The sequence below is a fragment of the Achromobacter sp. 2789STDY5608615 genome, assembly GCF_001298995.1.
Lineage (GTDB): Bacteria > Pseudomonadota > Gammaproteobacteria > Burkholderiales > Burkholderiaceae_B > Achromobacter > Achromobacter insuavis.
This window is the reverse complement of record NZ_CYTY01000001.1, coordinates 234,746-250,180: the sequence shown is the minus strand read 5'-3', so window position 1 is coordinate 250,180 and position 15,435 is coordinate 234,746. Positions and strand designations below refer to the sequence as shown.

General features: G+C 66.4%; 19 protein-coding genes and 1 pseudogene. 1 reads left to right on the top strand and 19 read right to left on the bottom strand.

The annotated features are described in order from the left end of the window. Positions 1-7: 7 nt before the first annotated feature. The 11 genes from AOZ49_RS01290 to AOZ49_RS01240 all read right to left on the bottom strand — a co-directional run bounded on the left by AOZ49_RS01290 (position 8) and on the right by AOZ49_RS01240 (position 9,960). Positions 8-541 (bottom strand): hypothetical protein, encoded by a 534-nt coding sequence (locus AOZ49_RS01290; protein ID WP_054473999.1) that lies wholly within the window; start codon positions 539-541, stop codon positions 8-10. A gap of 1 nt (position 542) precedes the next feature. Continuing rightward, complete coding sequence (locus tag AOZ49_RS01285; RefSeq protein ID WP_054473998.1) at positions 543-932, bottom strand: hypothetical protein; 390 nt, start codon at positions 930-932, stop codon at positions 543-545. A 3-nt stretch (positions 933-935) separates the two neighbouring features. After that, a complete protein-coding gene (locus tag AOZ49_RS01280; protein WP_054473997.1) occupies positions 936-1,577 on the bottom strand; it encodes a phage adaptor protein in 642 nt (213 codons plus the stop codon). Next, complete coding sequence (locus AOZ49_RS01275; RefSeq protein WP_054473996.1) at positions 1,574-2,224, bottom strand: phage adaptor protein; 651 nt, start codon at positions 2,222-2,224, stop codon at positions 1,574-1,576. Before AOZ49_RS01275 ends, AOZ49_RS01280 begins: the two co-directional genes overlap by 4 nt. Continuing rightward, the gene (locus AOZ49_RS01270; RefSeq protein WP_054473995.1) at positions 2,224-2,649 is read right to left on the bottom strand and encodes a hypothetical protein; all 426 of its coding nucleotides are present in this window, start codon (positions 2,647-2,649) and stop codon (positions 2,224-2,226) included. The genes AOZ49_RS01275 and AOZ49_RS01270 overlap by 1 nt, the downstream gene beginning before the upstream one ends. 84 nt (positions 2,650-2,733) lie before the next feature. Beyond that, positions 2,734-3,153: a hypothetical protein gene (locus AOZ49_RS01265; RefSeq protein WP_054473994.1), complete on the bottom strand. Its 420-nt coding sequence runs from the start codon at positions 3,151-3,153 to the stop codon at positions 2,734-2,736. 52 nt (positions 3,154-3,205) lie between these two features. Beyond that, positions 3,206-4,504 carry a phage capsid family protein gene (locus AOZ49_RS01260; protein ID WP_054473993.1) on the bottom strand — a complete coding sequence of 433 codons (1,299 nt, stop codon included), beginning with the start codon at positions 4,502-4,504 and terminating at the stop codon, positions 3,206-3,208. 21 nt (positions 4,505-4,525) lie between these two features. After that, positions 4,526-5,590 (bottom strand): hypothetical protein, encoded by a 1,065-nt coding sequence (locus tag AOZ49_RS01255; protein ID WP_054473992.1) that lies wholly within the window; start codon positions 5,588-5,590, stop codon positions 4,526-4,528. A 121-nt stretch (positions 5,591-5,711) separates the two neighbouring features. Beyond that, positions 5,712-7,994 (bottom strand): portal protein, encoded by a 2,283-nt coding sequence (locus tag AOZ49_RS01250; RefSeq protein WP_054473991.1) that lies wholly within the window; start codon positions 7,992-7,994, stop codon positions 5,712-5,714. Beyond that, positions 7,991-9,397 (bottom strand): terminase large subunit domain-containing protein, encoded by a 1,407-nt coding sequence (locus tag AOZ49_RS01245; RefSeq protein ID WP_054473990.1) that lies wholly within the window; start codon positions 9,395-9,397, stop codon positions 7,991-7,993. The genes AOZ49_RS01250 and AOZ49_RS01245 overlap by 4 nt, the downstream gene beginning before the upstream one ends. Further along, positions 9,397-9,960 (bottom strand): terminase small subunit, encoded by a 564-nt coding sequence (locus AOZ49_RS01240; RefSeq protein ID WP_082380265.1) that lies wholly within the window; start codon positions 9,958-9,960, stop codon positions 9,397-9,399. The genes AOZ49_RS01245 and AOZ49_RS01240 overlap by 1 nt, the downstream gene beginning before the upstream one ends. Before the next feature lie 231 nt (positions 9,961-10,191). Between AOZ49_RS01240 and AOZ49_RS01235 the strand changes: the two genes are divergently transcribed. Next, positions 10,192-10,902: a hypothetical protein gene (locus AOZ49_RS01235; protein WP_054473988.1), complete on the top strand. Its 711-nt coding sequence runs from the start codon at positions 10,192-10,194 to the stop codon at positions 10,900-10,902. Positions 10,903-11,035: 133 nt separating this feature from the next. Here AOZ49_RS01235 and AOZ49_RS32285 read toward each other — a convergent pair whose 3' ends face one another. The 8 genes and pseudogenes from AOZ49_RS32285 to AOZ49_RS01200 all read right to left on the bottom strand — a co-directional run. Then, positions 11,036-11,365, bottom strand: a complete 330-nt coding sequence (locus AOZ49_RS32285) for a hypothetical protein (protein ID WP_156355551.1) — start codon at positions 11,363-11,365, stop codon at positions 11,036-11,038. Next, complete coding sequence (locus AOZ49_RS01230; protein WP_156355550.1) at positions 11,362-12,060, bottom strand: hypothetical protein; 699 nt, start codon at positions 12,058-12,060, stop codon at positions 11,362-11,364. The genes AOZ49_RS32285 and AOZ49_RS01230 overlap by 4 nt, the downstream gene beginning before the upstream one ends. Beyond that, positions 12,047-12,688 (bottom strand): hypothetical protein, encoded by a 642-nt coding sequence (locus tag AOZ49_RS01225; protein WP_054473986.1) that lies wholly within the window; start codon positions 12,686-12,688, stop codon positions 12,047-12,049. The genes AOZ49_RS01230 and AOZ49_RS01225 overlap by 14 nt, the downstream gene beginning before the upstream one ends. Continuing rightward, positions 12,685-13,173: a RusA family crossover junction endodeoxyribonuclease gene (locus tag AOZ49_RS01220; protein WP_029954126.1), complete on the bottom strand. Its 489-nt coding sequence runs from the start codon at positions 13,171-13,173 to the stop codon at positions 12,685-12,687. The genes AOZ49_RS01225 and AOZ49_RS01220 overlap by 4 nt, the downstream gene beginning before the upstream one ends. Beyond that, entirely contained in the window at positions 13,173-13,400 is a 228-nt protein-coding gene (locus AOZ49_RS01215) for a hypothetical protein (RefSeq protein WP_054473985.1), read from the bottom strand. The genes AOZ49_RS01220 and AOZ49_RS01215 overlap by 1 nt, the downstream gene beginning before the upstream one ends. Continuing rightward, positions 13,397-14,467, bottom strand: coding sequence for a hypothetical protein (locus tag AOZ49_RS01210; RefSeq protein ID WP_054473984.1), 1,071 nt, complete (start codon positions 14,465-14,467; stop codon positions 13,397-13,399). The genes AOZ49_RS01215 and AOZ49_RS01210 overlap by 4 nt, the downstream gene beginning before the upstream one ends. A gap of 11 nt (positions 14,468-14,478) precedes the next feature. Continuing rightward, a complete protein-coding gene (locus AOZ49_RS01205) occupies positions 14,479-15,054 on the bottom strand; it encodes a hypothetical protein (RefSeq protein ID WP_054473983.1) in 576 nt (191 codons plus the stop codon). A gap of 22 nt (positions 15,055-15,076) precedes the next feature. Beyond that, a pseudogene (locus AOZ49_RS01200) lies at positions 15,077-15,435 on the bottom strand (class I SAM-dependent methyltransferase); the annotation flags it as partial.

The following is a 15,435-nucleotide window of genomic DNA, read 5'->3' as shown; positions in this document are numbered from 1 at the left end:
ATTCCTTTCAGAAGGTAGTGGCATCGCCGACGTAGTCGTCGGCATAGTCCAGGGCGTAGTTCTCCAGCACCACCTGGCCGGAGTCATGGGACGCGGCGGCGTCCCTGCGCTCGCGGGCAACCGCCAGTGCCAGAACGTCGACCGCCACCGCGGCGTCGAATCGAACGGCTGTGACCTGCTGCCGCGTCCAGTCCAGCGCTGTGCCGGCCGATCGCTGCACGAAGGCCAGGACAAACAGATCACGCGCGCCGGCCGCGTCGAGCTGGCCAAACGCCACGCCGGCGGCAACCAGGTCTGTACCCGCAGCAGCATCGCGGCGCGCACCAACTGCGCCGACCGCATGCCAATCCACCGATGCGGCCAGGTCGTGGCGGTTGAGGATCCGCACCAGGCGGAAGAAGTCCACGGCCAGGCCGAGGTCAGCCAGGATGGGGTTCAGGCCCAACGGGTCCGCCACCGCATCCACGCGCGCCACCAGAGTGCCCGAGGCGTCGACCGTGGCGGCGACAATCTCGTACTCGAGATGAATGGGGCCGGCCACGCTAGAACTGCTCCCGCACCTGGAATTTCAGAATGGCGAACGCCGTCTGGATCCGGCCATCGGGGAAGGTCACCTCCACCTCGCCCTCGAATTCGCCCGCGGTGTCCAGGGCATCTACCGACCAATCCATGGCCAGGCGGCCACCGCGGCCCGCCACGTCATAGGGCGGCCGGCTGTCGACATCGCCCGTTTCCGGGTCGACGTAGCCGGCGATCGCGAAGCACGGCATCGTCGCCTTGACGGTGTCGCCGCCCACCTCGCGGAACAGTAGGCGCGACGTCGTGCCCGGGGCGGACAGGTCGAGCGGGCGCCGGGTGCGCTGGTCAGTCAGCGACAGCTGCAGCTGCGGCGCGGTGTCACCCTGCACCAGGCGAATCTTGTCTGTTGCCATGCGTTATTTCTGCTCGTTGGGGCTGGTCATCGCCTTGGCGGTGACGTCGCTGGTCAGGGTGGCCTGGCAGGCGGCCAGGTGCTGGGCAGCGCGCTGGTGGAAGGCCGGCACGGTGTCGGCCTCCTTGAGGAACGCGCGATAGAGGACGTAGTCCACCAGGGCGGGCGCGTAAGCGCCCTCCTCAGCCAGCTCCTTGTCGCCGTCGTCCTTGGTGACCGGCGCCGGCAGCTTCGCGTAGGACAGCTCGATCACCACACCGGCGCGCGCCGGGGGGTACACATCGAACTGGCCGGGGCTGCGCTCGTCATAGAGGAAGTGGCGAATCTCCTGGGCCTTGGACTGGCTGCGCCAGTTCGGCCGCACGCGGCCCAGTGCGCCGGCGTCTGCCACCGTGACGGCGCGCTGGCGCGCGGCGGACACGTTCCGCGGCACATCGAACAGCATGCGCGCGCCGCCCGGCAGGGTCTGGCGCGCGCCCTCGGCGCAGACGAAATCCTCGGAGACCTCGAACAGATCGGGGCGCAGGCGGTACGCCTCGAGGCGACCATCGCTCACCCACATGGGCAGCTCGTCCGCTTCCCAGTAGATCGCATCGGCGTCCTGCAGGATGGTCCGGGCCCGGCTGATGACTTCGGCAACTTTCATTTGAACTCGTCCCCACCCGTGCGCATCCGGCGCTTGGCGAACCCGCGCGCGCCGTCGTCGGCCAAGTCTGTGCAGGCCTGATCGAATTCCTGCAGGTAGCCAGCAGCACGGCCCGGATCCGCATAGCCCGCCTTGTGCTGATGCAGGCGCCCCAGCGCGCCGCTGGCGAGCTGCTCGGCGTAGCGGTTCAGCAGCACGTCGGGCAGCTCGCGCACGGCCCGGGTCGGCGCGTAGGCAACCTCGAGCCGCAGCGCCCGCGGCACCTTGACCGTCACGGCCGGCACCAGTTGCACGAAGCCCGGCAGTCGGCTGTAGAAGCGCCGCACTTCGGCGGTCGTCCCCACCTGACGCCAAGCCCAGCCGTCGGAGAACATCTCCTCGAGTTCGGCACGGGTGGCCGAATCAACCTTGCCCTCGGGCAGCCAGGCCGCCAGCACGTCGACGATCTGCGTATCAGCCTCAGGCGGATCCAGCTCGTACTCGGTTGCGCCGGGCACCAAGGTGACCGGATCAAGGAAGGCGCGCAGCACGCGGGTGCGGGTGCAGAATTCCACGGCAGCATCGACGATGGCGTCCTCGATCGCCGGCGCCGGCGCGCCCTCGATCAACGGCGCGACGAACCGCTCGAAGTCTGCGAGAGCGGCCATTACGTCGGTTCGCCCGCGGCGCGCGAGTTGGCCAGGCTGACGATCTGCTGGATCATCTCGTCCTTCTTGAGGGCCGCGTCGAGTTCATGGTTGAACTGGGCGCGGGCGAACGTCGCCAGGTCTTCCTTCTTCATGCCCTGCAGGTTGGGCATATTGAAGGGCGGCAGCTGGCTCTGCGCCGGCAGCTTGCCATCGCCGGCAACCTGTTGCGTCGTCACGACCAGGCCGACGGCGCCCGGGCTCTCCTCCGCCTCCTCCCACGCCTCGCACCAGACGTCCTTGTAGGGCGTCAGCTTGATGGCGATCAGCGGCGGCACGAAATGAATCTGCCCGTGCTCCCACACCAGACCGGTGCCGGCGACCGTGTCCTTCTTCTGATCCTTCGCCCCGATGTACTTGATCGGGATGAGATTGTCTTGGTCCATGAGACCCCCAAAAAAGGCGGGGCCAGGTGGAGAACCACCCGGCCCCAAACGCCGCACAAGGCGGCGGGACACCCCGAAAGAGGCTTAGGCGACGCCCACCATCTGGCCGTTGACCACGGCCGTCAGCTGCGGCGTGCCCGTGAAGGCGGCCCCGCTGATCGTGGCAACCAGCTTGACCGGCCGCTTGAACAGGATGGGATGGGCGGTCGAATCGACGTTGCCCGCGGCGGCGATGTCCGCGCCGGCCAGCCAGGCGTCCGGATCGGCGACCGGACCGTCGCTGGCGTCGTAGGGTTCGAAGCCCAGATCGGCCTTGACGCCGGCGCCCGCGGCGTCGGTGACCAAGCGCACGGCCGTGACGACGACGCCGGCCGGGATGACACCCAGGTAGACCTTGTCCGTGGCGCCGGCCGCGCCGCGGTAGCCGTAGGTTTCGACCCAGGCATTGCCGAAGGCCTGCGTGTGCAGGGGCTTCGAGTTGTAGTCGGGAGAGTAGCGATCCATGAATTTCTCCAGTTCCACCGGAGCAGGCGGCCGGCTGGCCGCCCGCCGCCGATCAGGTGTTGAGGTTGACGACGGTGTCCAGCACCATCACGCCGTGGTCGGTCGGAATCTTGTTGCCGCGCGCGTCCGGCACCGAGAAGCGGAGCTTCGCCTTGCCGCACATGACTTCGCCCGCCACCTCGAGATTGCGCTCGAAGTTGTAGCGGTTCTCCATCCAGTTGGCGTAGGTGTCCGAACCCTGGTTCTTGCCGTAGACGTGCGCCAGCGCCTGGGCGCCCAGCAGCATGCCGCGGTCGACGGCGTACCCGGCCTGCAGCGCCGGGATCGTCGCAGCCGACTCCGCGGCCGTGGCCTGGCCGGCCTGGGTGCAGTACTGGACCGAATCGCCCGGGTTCAGGCGGATGGCGCGGTCCATCTTGCGCACCAGGATGTTGTGCCAGATGCCGGCCTCGCCCGTGAACAGCGGGTGCTTCTTCGGGCCGGTGAACGACGAGGCACGGTTCCAGGCGTTCTGCAGGAAGGTGCGCCACTGCAGGCTGTTGGCCGCCGTGTTGGTCAGGATGCTCTGCCACATGCGGTTGGTCACCAGCAGCAGGTACAGCGGCTCGTCATCGGCGGCGGCATCGCCCGCAATCTTGATCGGCTGGAGCTTGAACTCCATGTCGTCGATGATCGCGCCCAGGTGGTCCAGGTGTTCCAGCTTGAACGTGTCGGTGGTGTCGATCGCGTTCAGCGCCTGGCCGCCCTGCACCAGCGACGTGCCGTCGGCCACCCAGTGACGATTGAAGGTCGGCGCCTTGACCGGGTTAATCATGATTTCGCCGAAGTCCGGATCGGACGCCATGGGCACCACCCAGTCGGTGCCGACCTGGGAACCACGGGCGCCGGCCAGGTGCACGATGGTGGACTGGTCGTTGAAGCGGCGGAACCAGCCCTGCAGGTTGGCCATCGCCAGGCCGCGCAGGTTGTGCACGGTGCGCTGCTGGGTCATCTTGCCGCCGGCGTCGACCACCTTGGTGGCCAGGTCGATGCGGATGTCCATGCTGGACATATCCAGGCGATCGCCTTTGCCCTCGGCCTGCTTGTCGCCCATGATCGGCTTGCCGCCGGTCTGGTTGATGAGGTCGACGCTGACCTGGTCGCCCTGCGACTTCGTCAGGTCGGTCACGCGGACGAGCGGCATGTCCGGGCTGGTCTGGCCTTTCAGCTTCGCCTCGGCGGCCGACTGCTTGGGCGCCGCGCCGGTCAGGTTGTTCATCAGCGAGGGCTGACGTTGGGTGTTGGCGAACAGCGCCGCGCCGAAAACCTTGCGCGCGAGCGGCGAGCCAACGGGAACGGTAGTTTGGGACATATAGCCTCCAGTTCGTGGGATTTACGAAGTGAGGCGCGCCAGCTGCGCTTCGATTTCATCCGGCGACATTTCCATGAAGCGATCGGTCAGGGCACTGCCCGACAGCGCTGCAATGGCGTCTGCCTCGGATACGGCGGCCGGCTGGCCGCCAGGGATATCGGAAAGCGTGGAAGGCCCCGATGCGTCAGCCGTCGCCTTCGCAACGGCCTGCGCAACGCGCGCGGCGGGATCGGCTGGCTGCTGCGTCGCCGCGGCCTTGTTGGCCTGGCTGGGCAGCTCGATCGCGCCGTGCCCGGCTTCGTACATGCGCAGCGCCGCATCGAACCGCTCGGGAAGCGGCTTGTCCTTCCACGCGGCATTGACGCGCAGCATGGTGTCGATGGCAGCGACTTCGCTGAACTGTTCCGGGGCGGAATCACGGAGATGGGCGAGCTTGGGGATCGACTGGATGGCATCCTCGACGGACACCAGCGCCTGCACCTGCTGTTCGCGGCGCGCGGTTTCCGCTTCCTCGGCGGCGGGCCGGCCGGCGTCCACCTGCTCGCTCAGGCTCTTGGCCAGGTCGATCAGGTTGTCCATCCGGCGCGCCACGTCGGGAGCTTCTTCGCGCAGCTGCTCCAGCAACTGCGGGTCGACGATCTGGTCCAGATCGAGCGACTTGGTGGCCTTTCCTTGTTGGGCGGCAGCCTGGTCCTGCTCCAGCTTGGTGGTCAGGTCCCGCACCATCTGCTCGGCACGGATTGCGCGCTCGCGCTCCTGCTGCAGCACCTGGTAGGGGATGACGTGCTTGCCGTCCCTCGCCTGCACAACGGCTTCGCCTTGCGCGCCTGCAGCATCCTGGGTCGCCCCCTGATGCTGTGCGCCACCCTCGCCGGTGCCGGGCGCTGCACCGCTGGTATCGCCCTGGGGTTTGGCGCCGGCGGCGTTGGCCGCGGCGTCATCGGCGGCCGACTGCTGGCCGGCGGCGGTGGTGGCATCGTCGCCACCGACCAGCGCTGCCAGCGCGTCGTCCGTCATGCTGAGGGGGTCGCGCAAGACCGCATCGAGGTTGTCGATGGGGTTTCCCGTCGTGGTTTCCGTGGTCATGTCTTCCTGCTCCTAGTTTTCGGATAGGTCCGTGGGTTGAAACGAAAAGAGCCCCCGGCGATTTCTCGGCGGGGGCCTGTGCTTTGCCCGTGTCCCAGGGCGGGGAATCTGTTTCGTCGCGTTATGCGGCCGTGGCCTGGCGTGTGCCCAGGCGCGCCAGCACCTGGTCGACCTCGTCGGTGAGCTGCTGGAACCGCTCCTGCAGCTGGGCGCCGCCGGTCTGCGCTTCCGCGCGGATGCGGGCCCGTACCGTCTCGGCCTCCTCGTGCATCTCGGTTTGCTGCAGCCGGGTCTGCCACTCGATCGTGCGGTCTGCCAGCTGCTGGCGCAGCTTCTGCATTTCTGCCTCGTAGCGCGCCAGAGCGCCATCCACCTCGCCGACCGTGTCGCTGTCGCCGGCGGCGCCGGCCTCGCTACGGATGCGCTCGGCCTCGGCCAGCAGCTTCTGGGTGCGGGCCTGGCGCTCCTGGATCCGGGACTGGGCGTCCTGCATCGCAGCCTCGGCCTGCGCGTTCGCTGCCTGGTTGGCCTGCTCTTTTGCCGCTTGGGCCTCGGGCGAGTTCGGGTCGGCCTGGATGCCCAGCTGCGCCCGCAGGAACGCCGCCATGTCCTTGCGCTTGCTGAAATCGGACATTTCCAGCGCGAAGGGAATCAGCAGCGCCTGCATGTTGGGCGGCATGGACTTGAGGATTTCGGAGAAGGCCGCGAACTGCTGCGCGCGGTAGGTCGGGGTGCTGGGCACGTCCGACAGCGCGACCTTTACCGGCGCCGTCTGGACGTCGTTTTCCTTGTAGGCCTGGCCGGTGACCGGATCTTTGCGGGGGATGTTCACCATCACCTTGCGCTTGACCGTGCCGTTATCCACCAGGATCTCGGCCTGGTCGGTCATGTCCTCTTTGATGAGGTCCAGCAAGGCATTGCCCACGCCGCGGCGGGCGGCGCGGTAGTTGTCGTTGATCTTCGCCAGCGTGGTGACGCCCTGCTCCACCAGCGACTGAATTGCCAGGCCGGAGCTGGCACTCGACGACTGGCCCATCATGGCGGCGTACACCCCTGCCGCCTCCTGGATGGCCTGCTTGCGCTCCTGCATGATCTGGAACTGCTGCTGGGACAGGTCGAGATTGGATTCGACCCTGATGTTGCTGCCAACGCGGTGCGCGTTGGGGTTTGTCACAATAAAGGCGTCCGACCTGCCCAGCTCCCGGTTGGCGTCACTCATCGTGTTGTATTTCTCGTCCAGCGCGTCCGAGTCGATGAAGGTCCGCCTGCTGTTCATCAGCCACATCATGCGCGCGGCGCGGGCGTTGACCTCGTCCTGCGGCGACAGCATGGCCCGGATGATCCCGTAGGGCACGCCCGTCAGGTCCTCGCGGTAGCCGAAGAACGGGATGTAGGGGAAGCGGCGGCGGTTGGTGGCCTGGTCCTGCACGCGGATGGGGCCAATGTGGAAAGCGCAGCGGATCTTGTCGTAGATGGCGACCTTGGGCTGGACGGCGCCGGCCGCGACCAGCGCGCGATGCACCTGGTTCTGCTCATTGAACTCCAGAGTACGCCCACCGGGCAGCGCCAGCACCAGGCCGCGAACCCATACCCGATACCAGACCTCGAAGCACGTCACCACCCTGCGCTCGACGTCGCGCCAATCCAGGTCATCCCACGTTGTGCGCGTGCCCTGCCCGATGTCGTTGAAGAAGTCCGCCGACATGCGGGCCTCGGTCGTCAGGTAGTCCGCCCAGTCGCGCCACCCTGCTGCGGCCAGGATCATCTCCCGGTGCTGGGGGAAGAAAGCGGCGATGTGGTCGGCGTCGTAGCGCTTCTTACGCACCACGTAGCGGGCATCGCTCCAGTCCAGGGCGCGGCTGCGCCAGTCCCGGTAGATCTCGGAGCGCGGAATGCTGGTGACGCGGTAGGGATAGTTGAACGGGTTGCTGTTGCGGGACACCTCGACGACCCCGAAGCCGGCCTTGATCTGGCTGGCGTAGGCGTCCGAAGTGGCGGTATCCGCCTGGGCCTCCCGCTCCGTCTCGTGCATTTTGGCCGACAACGCCTCGGCCACGTCCTGATACTGCTCGTCGTCGCCGCCAACGCGCCAGTCGGTGCGGGTCTTGGCCTCCATGCCCAGCACCGCGTTCACCGTCGGCTGGATCAAGTTGGTGACCAGCGGCCCCAGGCCTTTTTCCTCGAGACGCGCCAAGGTCTCGGCGTCCAGCTGGTTGCCGTCGCAGTAGTCGCAGGCCTTGTCCGCCTCACGGCGCCAGCTCGGCTGGTTGCGGATCTCGTCCAGCCAGCGCTCGAGCTGGGACACGGACAGCGCGCCGGCGTCGGCCGGCGCCTGATCGCGGGCGTGCGCGGTCGCGCTGTCGCTGCCATCGAGGAGGCGGAAGCCGGTAACGGAGGTATTCATGCGCGCCAGGATTCCCGGTGTCGTTTGAAGTTTGCGGGCACGTTGTTGCGTGCGAAGCGGAGGGACATCACGCCGTAACGCGATGCGGAAATGACGTCGTCGTCGATCTTCACGATGGCGCCGTCCTTGCGGTGATAGGTGCGGTACTCGGAAAGCCACAGCTCCAGGTGCGAGAACACCTTGAATCTGCCTGTGACCATGCGGTTGAGCATGATCTGGATGCCGGCCTCGACGCCATTCGAGCCATCCTCGAACTGCGTGCGCTCCGGCAGCATGGACACGCCCTCGGCCAGGTAGGCGTCGCGCATCGGCGTGCCGGTGTCCTTCTGCGCCTGCAGGGCGTCATGCGGCCAGGCCACCGGGATCCAGCTGCCGCGGCCCTTGATGGCGCTCGCGTGCACGGAAACCGGCTGCTTGGCGGCCGCGTAGACGTCGTAGACATAGACAATGTCCGCGTCCTGGTTGTGCGCCAGCCAGGCCCCGGCCGTGGGGTGATCCCATCCCAGATCCAGCCCGCAGATGCGCGGCCAGGTGTCCGGGATATTGAACGGCGGCACCACGATGCTGGATTCGGGAACCGGGAACACCGCGCCCGAACCCAGCACCGGCTTGCCGTAGGCGCGGGCCTCGCGCTCATGGTCCGGGTAGCTGGCCAGGATCGCGTCGGCCTGCTCGCGGGTGTAGTGCTCGGCGTCGTAGATGCCCATGAACACCACCACGGTGCCGGCGTGCTTGTCGATCAGGAACCGCTTGACCGTCGCCGACATGCCCATCAGGGGCGTGAAGGTCAGATACACCGGGCCCAGCGTCGTGTTGGTCCGGGTGATGGCCTCCATGTAGATGTCGTGGGGCGGCTCCTCGTCCAGCCAGACGAAATCCAGCGTCTCGGCCTGGAACTTCTCCCGGCCCTGCTCGTAGTTGCGGAATCCCAGCACGCTCTCGCCGGCCTGGACGTCGCCGCCACCGCCGTGGCGCACCACGATCATGGACACCGCGCCCGGCACCCCGGCCAGCGGCGCCACCTCCTTGATGGCGTCGCCGGGGATGGCGCCTGTCCCGCGGTCGCTTTCGACGCCGGGCCGACCCAGCAGCAGGCGCTGCATGCCGTCGCGCGTCAGCGCCGACGACACCGAGGCCGCCCAGCCCGCCGTCGGCTTCTGGAAAGTCTTGCCTTCCCACCATTCCGGGTAGCGGCCGGTCAGATGCATGGCCGTCTCGTAGGCGCCCGAGAACGTCTTGCCCAGCTGGTTGCCGGCAGAAAAAAGGCGCTCGCGGTATGCGGCGCCTTGTGCGTGGAACTCCCTCTGTTTCTCGTAGGGTCGGTAGTACTTGAGCCGGTTGCGCTTGGCGCGCCAGGCACGCTCCTGCAGCGCCCTGGCCAGCATCACGCGCGGATTGGACATCAGTGCATCGTGGTCCCGGCGCCAGCGCCGCCGGCGCGCAGCTGGGCAAGAACCTTTTCCACCGGGATGCCTTCGGCCTGGGCGATTTCTTGAGCGGCCTGCGCGATAGCGGCGTCCAGCTCGGCGTCGGACTTCTTGTCCAGGTCGCCCAGCCGCAGCTCCTTGCGCTCCACGAACATGCCCAGGTGGCGGGCGATCAGCTCCAGGTTCGGCGTCTTGGGCGCCAGCTTGAGGATGAAGTTGCCGCCCTTGTCGTAGGTCCAGCCGATCACGCAGCGGCGCACGCGCTCGGGCAGCAGGCGCAGGTCCAGCGGGCTGGTGATGTTGCGCGGCTGACCGGTGTCGGCGTCCAGCACCACCAGGTCGGCGGCATCGTAGAAGCCCATCGCCACCCACTCCTCGAGGACGCGTTGGGCGGTGACTTCCAGCTTTGCCGACAGCTTGTCGCGCAGGCCCTGCACCGCCGCCGCGACGTTAGCCTGGTTCAGCAAGCGCGACGCGCCGCTGACGGCCGCTGCGCCGCGCGCTCGGTAGGCCGCCTCGTAGGCCTTCGTCTGGTTCAGGAAGCCCCCCCGCGGCGAACTCGTCCACGAACCGGCGCTGCTGGGGCGTCAACGGGCTATCCGCGGACACCACGCGGCGGGCGGCGGTCGACAGCGTGCGTTTCGAGCGCGCAGGCGACTTCCGCGCCGACGTGAGCGCTTTGGGTTTGGACTTGGGCATAATAGGACGCGTAACAAATTGAAAATATCGCCCTATGGCATGAGCGATAGCAACTCTCTGAGGGAAAGAGGATGGATTTGGATGATGTGGCCGAGAAAGCGCGGCGGAACTTGATGATCGTCTCGACAGGCATTCTGGCGGTCTGGGCTTTGGGTATTCCCCTCGACGGCAAATTGGTCGGTGCCGTAGACCTGAGTGCCGTTGCGCCTTGGCGAGCCTGGCTCGCAGCGTCCTGCGTGCTGGTGTATTTCGCCGCGCGGCATTACCTGGCTCCGGCTACCGCCAAAGAATGGGCACCTTGGAGTGTCAGGCGGAAAAAAAGCGTCACCAGCCAACTCGATCAGTCGGTTGGCACAGTCTTCCGGCAAATACCCGAGAGCTGCGAACACGAGGTAACCGTTTCCTGGATCGACCTGCGCCACGACATCAATATGACCTTCAACGTGCAGATAGATGTCGATAACCGCCGCCGAGGAACCTTCTACTACACATGGTTCCAACTCTCGAAGCTCACGGATGACGACGGTCGCCGCGAAGTATCAGATGCGACGCCATCCTTCCCTAAAGAAACAATGCAGGGCGAATACGCCTTTACTCGTCGCTTTTATCTAAAGTGCCAGTGGAGAGCATTTCGAGAGGCCTACAAGCCCTCGTGGGAATTGCTCGAGCTGTCGTTCCCATGGTTCCTTGCTATTGGCGCGAGTATCGTGTGCGCGTGCAAATTGGTGGCGAGCCTTTTCTACTATTCATTCCCGTTTGTTCGCCAGCTGGTACTGACATAAGGCTGGTTGACTACAGATGTCGCAATGTCGCATTAGTGATGCTATTGGGCGAGAAAATCGCATATTCTCAAACCCCGACCTACGTCAATTTTCAAAGGTATTTGATATGACCAGCAACAAACCTTCCGAAATTTCAGTTCAGGATCAACTGGTAGGAAATACGGTTGCCGACGGTGTTGTACTCGCGACGCTTTTGGGTGTGTTGTCCAAAGCCACGAATAATCCACTGGAACTTATGGAGGCCATCTCGAACAATTTCGTCGAACAAGTGCAACAAGATCCCAAGTTTTCCGCCGAGATTCGACAATCGTTGGCGACACGGATTAATTTCGTTTTCAGGCTTGCCGAGAAAATTACCAATCAATAAAAAAACCCCGTCCGGCATCCCGGCGGGGTTTCTACGCGCACTGATGACCAGTGACAGAATGGGGCCGATTTTGCGGGTGCGATCCGCAAATGTCAAGCAGCAGCCCCATCCTCCCCTACGATGCCGGCACCGCGCAGGACGGATTCAATCAGCTCCATGGCGCGGGCTTCTTCTCCCTTCTTCCCTTCCTCAACCACGCCGGCGCCTTTGCGCACCACGCGCGAGCCTCGTAGCCAGATGGTGACTTTCCCGTTCTGGTCCGTCACGGTGCGATCGCTGATGCCGGCATGCACAGCCAGCTCGCCCAGCTGCACGCGGCCGCGGTTGGCCTTGGCGGCGAAGTACCGGGCGACGATGCCGTCGCGGACTGCGCGGTGCACGATGTGCCCGGACAGGACGCCGCTGGCCATGACGCCGTCTGACACAGCGCGCACCGCGGCAAACCAGTCCTGATCCCAAACGCTGCTGCGGCAACACGGACAAGGCGTCGTCTGCGGCATGAACCGAGCCTCCAGGATGCGCTGGTGCAGCGGCGACAACGCCTGCAACTCGCGCAGGATGAATCCAGCCTGGGCGGCGCCATCGACGCCGGCCAGGCCGCGGCCGGTGCGCGGCGTGCGGTCGGCCATCTTCACCATGGCCGGCCGGTCCAGGATGCCGGCTGAGTAGTTGAAGGCGTAGGTGAGCGCCTGGTGGGCACCCTTGAAAAGCGGTTCGGACACTGTGCGCTCCTGGCAATCGTGAAAATTCTGTGCGCCGGCCTGCCCGGCCAGCTGGTCATTCCTGGTCATGGAATCCGCCGGTTCGCGCGCGGCTGCCGCCGTGCATGGAGTGCATGGGCGGCTGGGCGCCGAGACGTTCGGCGTTCAGGCCCAGCCTGGCGGCCATGCGCAGCGGCGCGCGCGTGGCCCCGCCCGGCACCACCTGCACCTGGCTGGCATGTACCGGCGTGAGCGTGGTTGCCTCGGGCGCCGGCTTCGGCTTCGGGTCAGGCGCGCGGACGGTCGCCGTATTGGTGGCGGTCCCGGTGGGCATGCTGGCGGTGGTGCTGGTGGTGGTCGCGCTGGCCGCCACTGCCTGCTCGGCGGGCTTTGCGGACAGCCAGCGCGCATAGGCCTCCAGCTTTGTCGCACCGACGCCCATGCAGCCGGCGCCGACGCATTCGTACCACTCCGAGCCGGCCGGGCGATCGGGCCAGAGGCGCAGCCGCGGACGCACCACAGGCCGCGCGGGCGCCGCGGTGCTGGCTGGGTATCGCCGGCGCTGCTTGGGCGGTTCGCCACGCTGGTGGCGCTGGACTGCAGTGACGATCTGCCACACCCGCTCCGGGGAGACGCCATAGGCGCGTGCCAGATCCGCGGGCAGTTCACCGGCCTCGCGCCTGCGGGTGATTTCCAAGTTGCGGTCGCTGATCTTCATGCGGCAGTCTCCAGGCCGAACAGCACGGACTGCGGGTCGTAGGTGTGCAGCCGCGTGATGACCGCCACCAGCCGCGCGCCATGCTCGTCGGGTTCGGCCCGCCGCGCGTGGATCTCGCGCACCCAGGCGTCATCCTCGAAAGCCACCTCCTTGAGGCTGTCCAGGACGACTTTCTGCGCGTTGTCCAAGTCCAGGCACTGCACGGTGTCATCCCATGCCGCGCCGTCCTTGCGCATGCGCTTCTGCCAGTCCAGCGGGCGGTTCGGGAACAGGGTGAATTCGACCTTAACGCGGCCGGCGATAGGCTGGACGACGCCGGCCTGGCGCGCCAGCGTCAGCACCTTCGCCTTGTAACTTTTCGCCTCGGGCGTGACGTAGGTGCTGGTGAACGACTGGCCGCCGCGCGACGTGATCGTGCGGCTGGCCCAGTAGCGGTTCGCGCTGATCGGGTACGGCAGCACCAGGGTGTGGGATTGGACAATCATCAGACTCCCTCGCCGCGCACGTCGCGCAGCCATTCGATGCGCGCCTCGGCCTTGGCCGCCGGCGCAGGTTGATAGGTCGCGCAGCTGCGGCGCCACAACGGGCTGACGAAGCTGCCGGGACGATCGGTCATGAGCGCGCAGCGGCCCAGGCCTTGCGCGGCCATGGCGGTGTGGTGGTGGCGCAGGGTGAAGCGCTCGCAGTAGACGCACTGGACGGCCGTGGTCACAGGTTCACCCCGTAGTCGGCACGCAGCCGCGCTTTGTCGTCGTCGGTCAGGCCTGAACGCTCGATGACGCGGCCCTTGAACTGCCAGAACGGCTCGCCATCGCTTTGGACCAGGCCGAGCTTGGAGCCCTGCTCCGTGATGCCGCTGGCGCTGGTCACCCAGGCGAGGGGATCGGCGGCCCGCGCCGCAACGCGCGGCTTGCCGTCGAGCCGGCTGGCGGCGACTGGCGGGTTCAGCACCCTGTCGACGAACACGTCGAGGAAACCGGCGGTTACCGTGCCCGGATCACCGTTGGCGTCACGGTCTGCAACCGCCAGGCAATACGCATCGGTGAGCTGCAGGCTCGTGATGCCAGCTTGGACCCATCGCACGATGCGCGGGTCGTTGCCCTGCGCGCCGCGCGGCGGTTTGCCGCGGTCCTTCTCCCGCTGGCGAAGCCAAACCGCAATGGCCATGGCCTGTTCGGACGCGGGCTTGCCCTCCAGGACCAGCGGCGGCGGCAGGTCGTCCGCAGGATCACGCGCGGGAGGATGTAAAGCCGCCGCCGCAGAAGAATTTTTATCCTGTTCCTGCTCCTGTTCCTGCTCCTGGCTTCGGAGGGGCTTCGAAGGGGCTTGAAAGGGGCTTACCTCCGGACGGTCGCTAGACCGCTTCGAAGTCATGTGAAAAGCAGCCCCGTATTTCCCGAAGAACGGCGCCAGATAAGGGTTTTCGGGCAGTCCGTCGTACTCGCGCTGGATGCCCTTGCAACGGTTGTCCTTGGCCTCGAGCTGACCGGCGATCTGGTATCGGGCCATCTCGACCACCCAGACCACCATGCTGTCCTCGTCGAACCTGCAAAACCCTACTTCGCAGGCGCTTCGAAGCCCCTTCATAGCCCCTTCCAAGCTCAGACCGGTGTCGGCAGTGATGTAGGACGGGTTCAGGTAGTACAGGCCCAGCATATTGGCGTGCTGGCAGGTCATCAGGTACATGGCCACGATGACCGCCTCGGGCCCTTCCGTCTTCAAGGCTCGGCCTGTGCGTCCGCTCCAGAACTGCGGGGCGACCTTTGCGTAATCGCGCATATCGTGCCCTCCTACGACCGCCGAAGCCGCAGGCCGAAGCCCTGCCAGGCCTCAACCAGCGATCGCGCCAGGGCGCCGGCGATTTCTCGCTGCAGGAGGTCCTGCAGCCGCGCGGGATCCATCGTCTGCAGCGCCGAGGTCGAAATGGCGTATGCGGTCACCTCGCGGCCCAGTTGCACGCGCATGTGCACCTTGTCGCGCATGAAGGAAAGGTCCGTGTCGGCCAACAATGCGACCACCTCGGAATGCAGGCACTCAACGTCCATTACAGTCGCCGGAGCCTGCGCGAGCGTAGGCATAGGCGTGGGCGTCTGCATGGCCGCGCGCGCAGGCAGACCACGTCGGAGGGAATGTTCCATGCCGGAAAAGTCTCGCGCGCGCTCATCCACAGGCAGCATGGGATGGTTGGGCAGTTCCTTTCGCACCAGGTCGACAATTTCGGCCAGGCCGCGGTTGCGCTCGGTCATCCTGGCCAGAAGGCCTTGATCCATGGCGCGGGCGCGATGCAAATCGGCGCCCTGCTGCTCCAGCTCGGCGATGCGCTCACGGGCGTGGCGTCGCTGGTTTCGTCCGTATCGACGGCTCATCGGAATTTCTCCATATCTAGAATCACTGCGGGGCGGCGCACAGGGCCCATCGGGCCGGCCCTACGCGGCGGCCGACGCGCTGCAGCTGCTGCCGCACCTTTTCGCGCCAGTAGCGATTGGCGGTCGGCCGCGCGCCCTCTATCTCTCGGTAGATTTCAGTCAGGCTCGCCTCGCCGCCCAACGCTTCCACCGCCGCGCGCGTGACCGCCGCCCAGACGGATCTCTCTCCTTGAGCAAGGAGCGCCCGGTATCGCAACTGCAGGCGCGCCACCGCTGCGGCCTCGTGGTACAGCGCAAAGCCGACCAGACCGCGCCGCCCCTTCTTGAAACGCGCGAAGCAAAGGGGATGGGCGAGGCGCGGGAAGACATTGCGCGGCATCA

What these genes read in the sequence shown, in the direction of transcription:
- AOZ49_RS01285 (WP_054473998.1), bottom strand. Translation starts at nt 932, where the DNA reads ATGGCAACAGACAAGATTCGCCTGGTGCAGGGTGACACCGCGCCGCAG.
- AOZ49_RS01280 (WP_054473997.1), bottom strand. Translation starts at nt 1,577, where the DNA reads ATGAAAGTTGCCGAAGTCATCAGCCGGGCCCGGACCATCCTGCAGGAC.
- AOZ49_RS01275 (WP_054473996.1), bottom strand. Translation starts at nt 2,224, where the DNA reads ATGGCCGCTCTCGCAGACTTCGAGCGGTTCGTCGCGCCGTTGATCGAG.
- AOZ49_RS01270 (WP_054473995.1), bottom strand. Translation starts at nt 2,649, where the DNA reads ATGGACCAAGACAATCTCATCCCGATCAAGTACATCGGGGCGAAGGAT.
- AOZ49_RS01265 (WP_054473994.1), bottom strand. Translation starts at nt 3,153, where the DNA reads ATGGATCGCTACTCTCCCGACTACAACTCGAAGCCCCTGCACACGCAG.
- AOZ49_RS01260 (WP_054473993.1), bottom strand. Translation starts at nt 4,504, where the DNA reads ATGTCCCAAACTACCGTTCCCGTTGGCTCGCCGCTCGCGCGCAAGGTT.
- AOZ49_RS01255 (WP_054473992.1), bottom strand. Translation starts at nt 5,590, where the DNA reads ATGACCACGGAAACCACGACGGGAAACCCCATCGACAACCTCGATGCG.
- AOZ49_RS01250 (WP_054473991.1), bottom strand. Translation starts at nt 7,994, where the DNA reads ATGAATACCTCCGTTACCGGCTTCCGCCTCCTCGATGGCAGCGACAGC.
- AOZ49_RS01245 (WP_054473990.1), bottom strand. Translation starts at nt 9,397, where the DNA reads ATGTCCAATCCGCGCGTGATGCTGGCCAGGGCGCTGCAGGAGCGTGCC.
- AOZ49_RS01235 (WP_054473988.1), top strand. Translation starts at nt 10,192, where the DNA reads ATGGATTTGGATGATGTGGCCGAGAAAGCGCGGCGGAACTTGATGATC.
- AOZ49_RS01230 (WP_156355550.1), bottom strand. Translation starts at nt 12,060, where the DNA reads ATGACCAGGAATGACCAGCTGGCCGGGCAGGCCGGCGCACAGAATTTT.
- AOZ49_RS01225 (WP_054473986.1), bottom strand. Translation starts at nt 12,688, where the DNA reads ATGAAGATCAGCGACCGCAACTTGGAAATCACCCGCAGGCGCGAGGCC.
- AOZ49_RS01220 (WP_029954126.1), bottom strand. Translation starts at nt 13,173, where the DNA reads ATGATTGTCCAATCCCACACCCTGGTGCTGCCGTACCCGATCAGCGCG.
- AOZ49_RS01210 (WP_054473984.1), bottom strand. Translation starts at nt 14,467, where the DNA reads ATGCGCGATTACGCAAAGGTCGCCCCGCAGTTCTGGAGCGGACGCACA.
- AOZ49_RS01205 (WP_054473983.1), bottom strand. Translation starts at nt 15,054, where the DNA reads ATGAGCCGTCGATACGGACGAAACCAGCGACGCCACGCCCGTGAGCGC.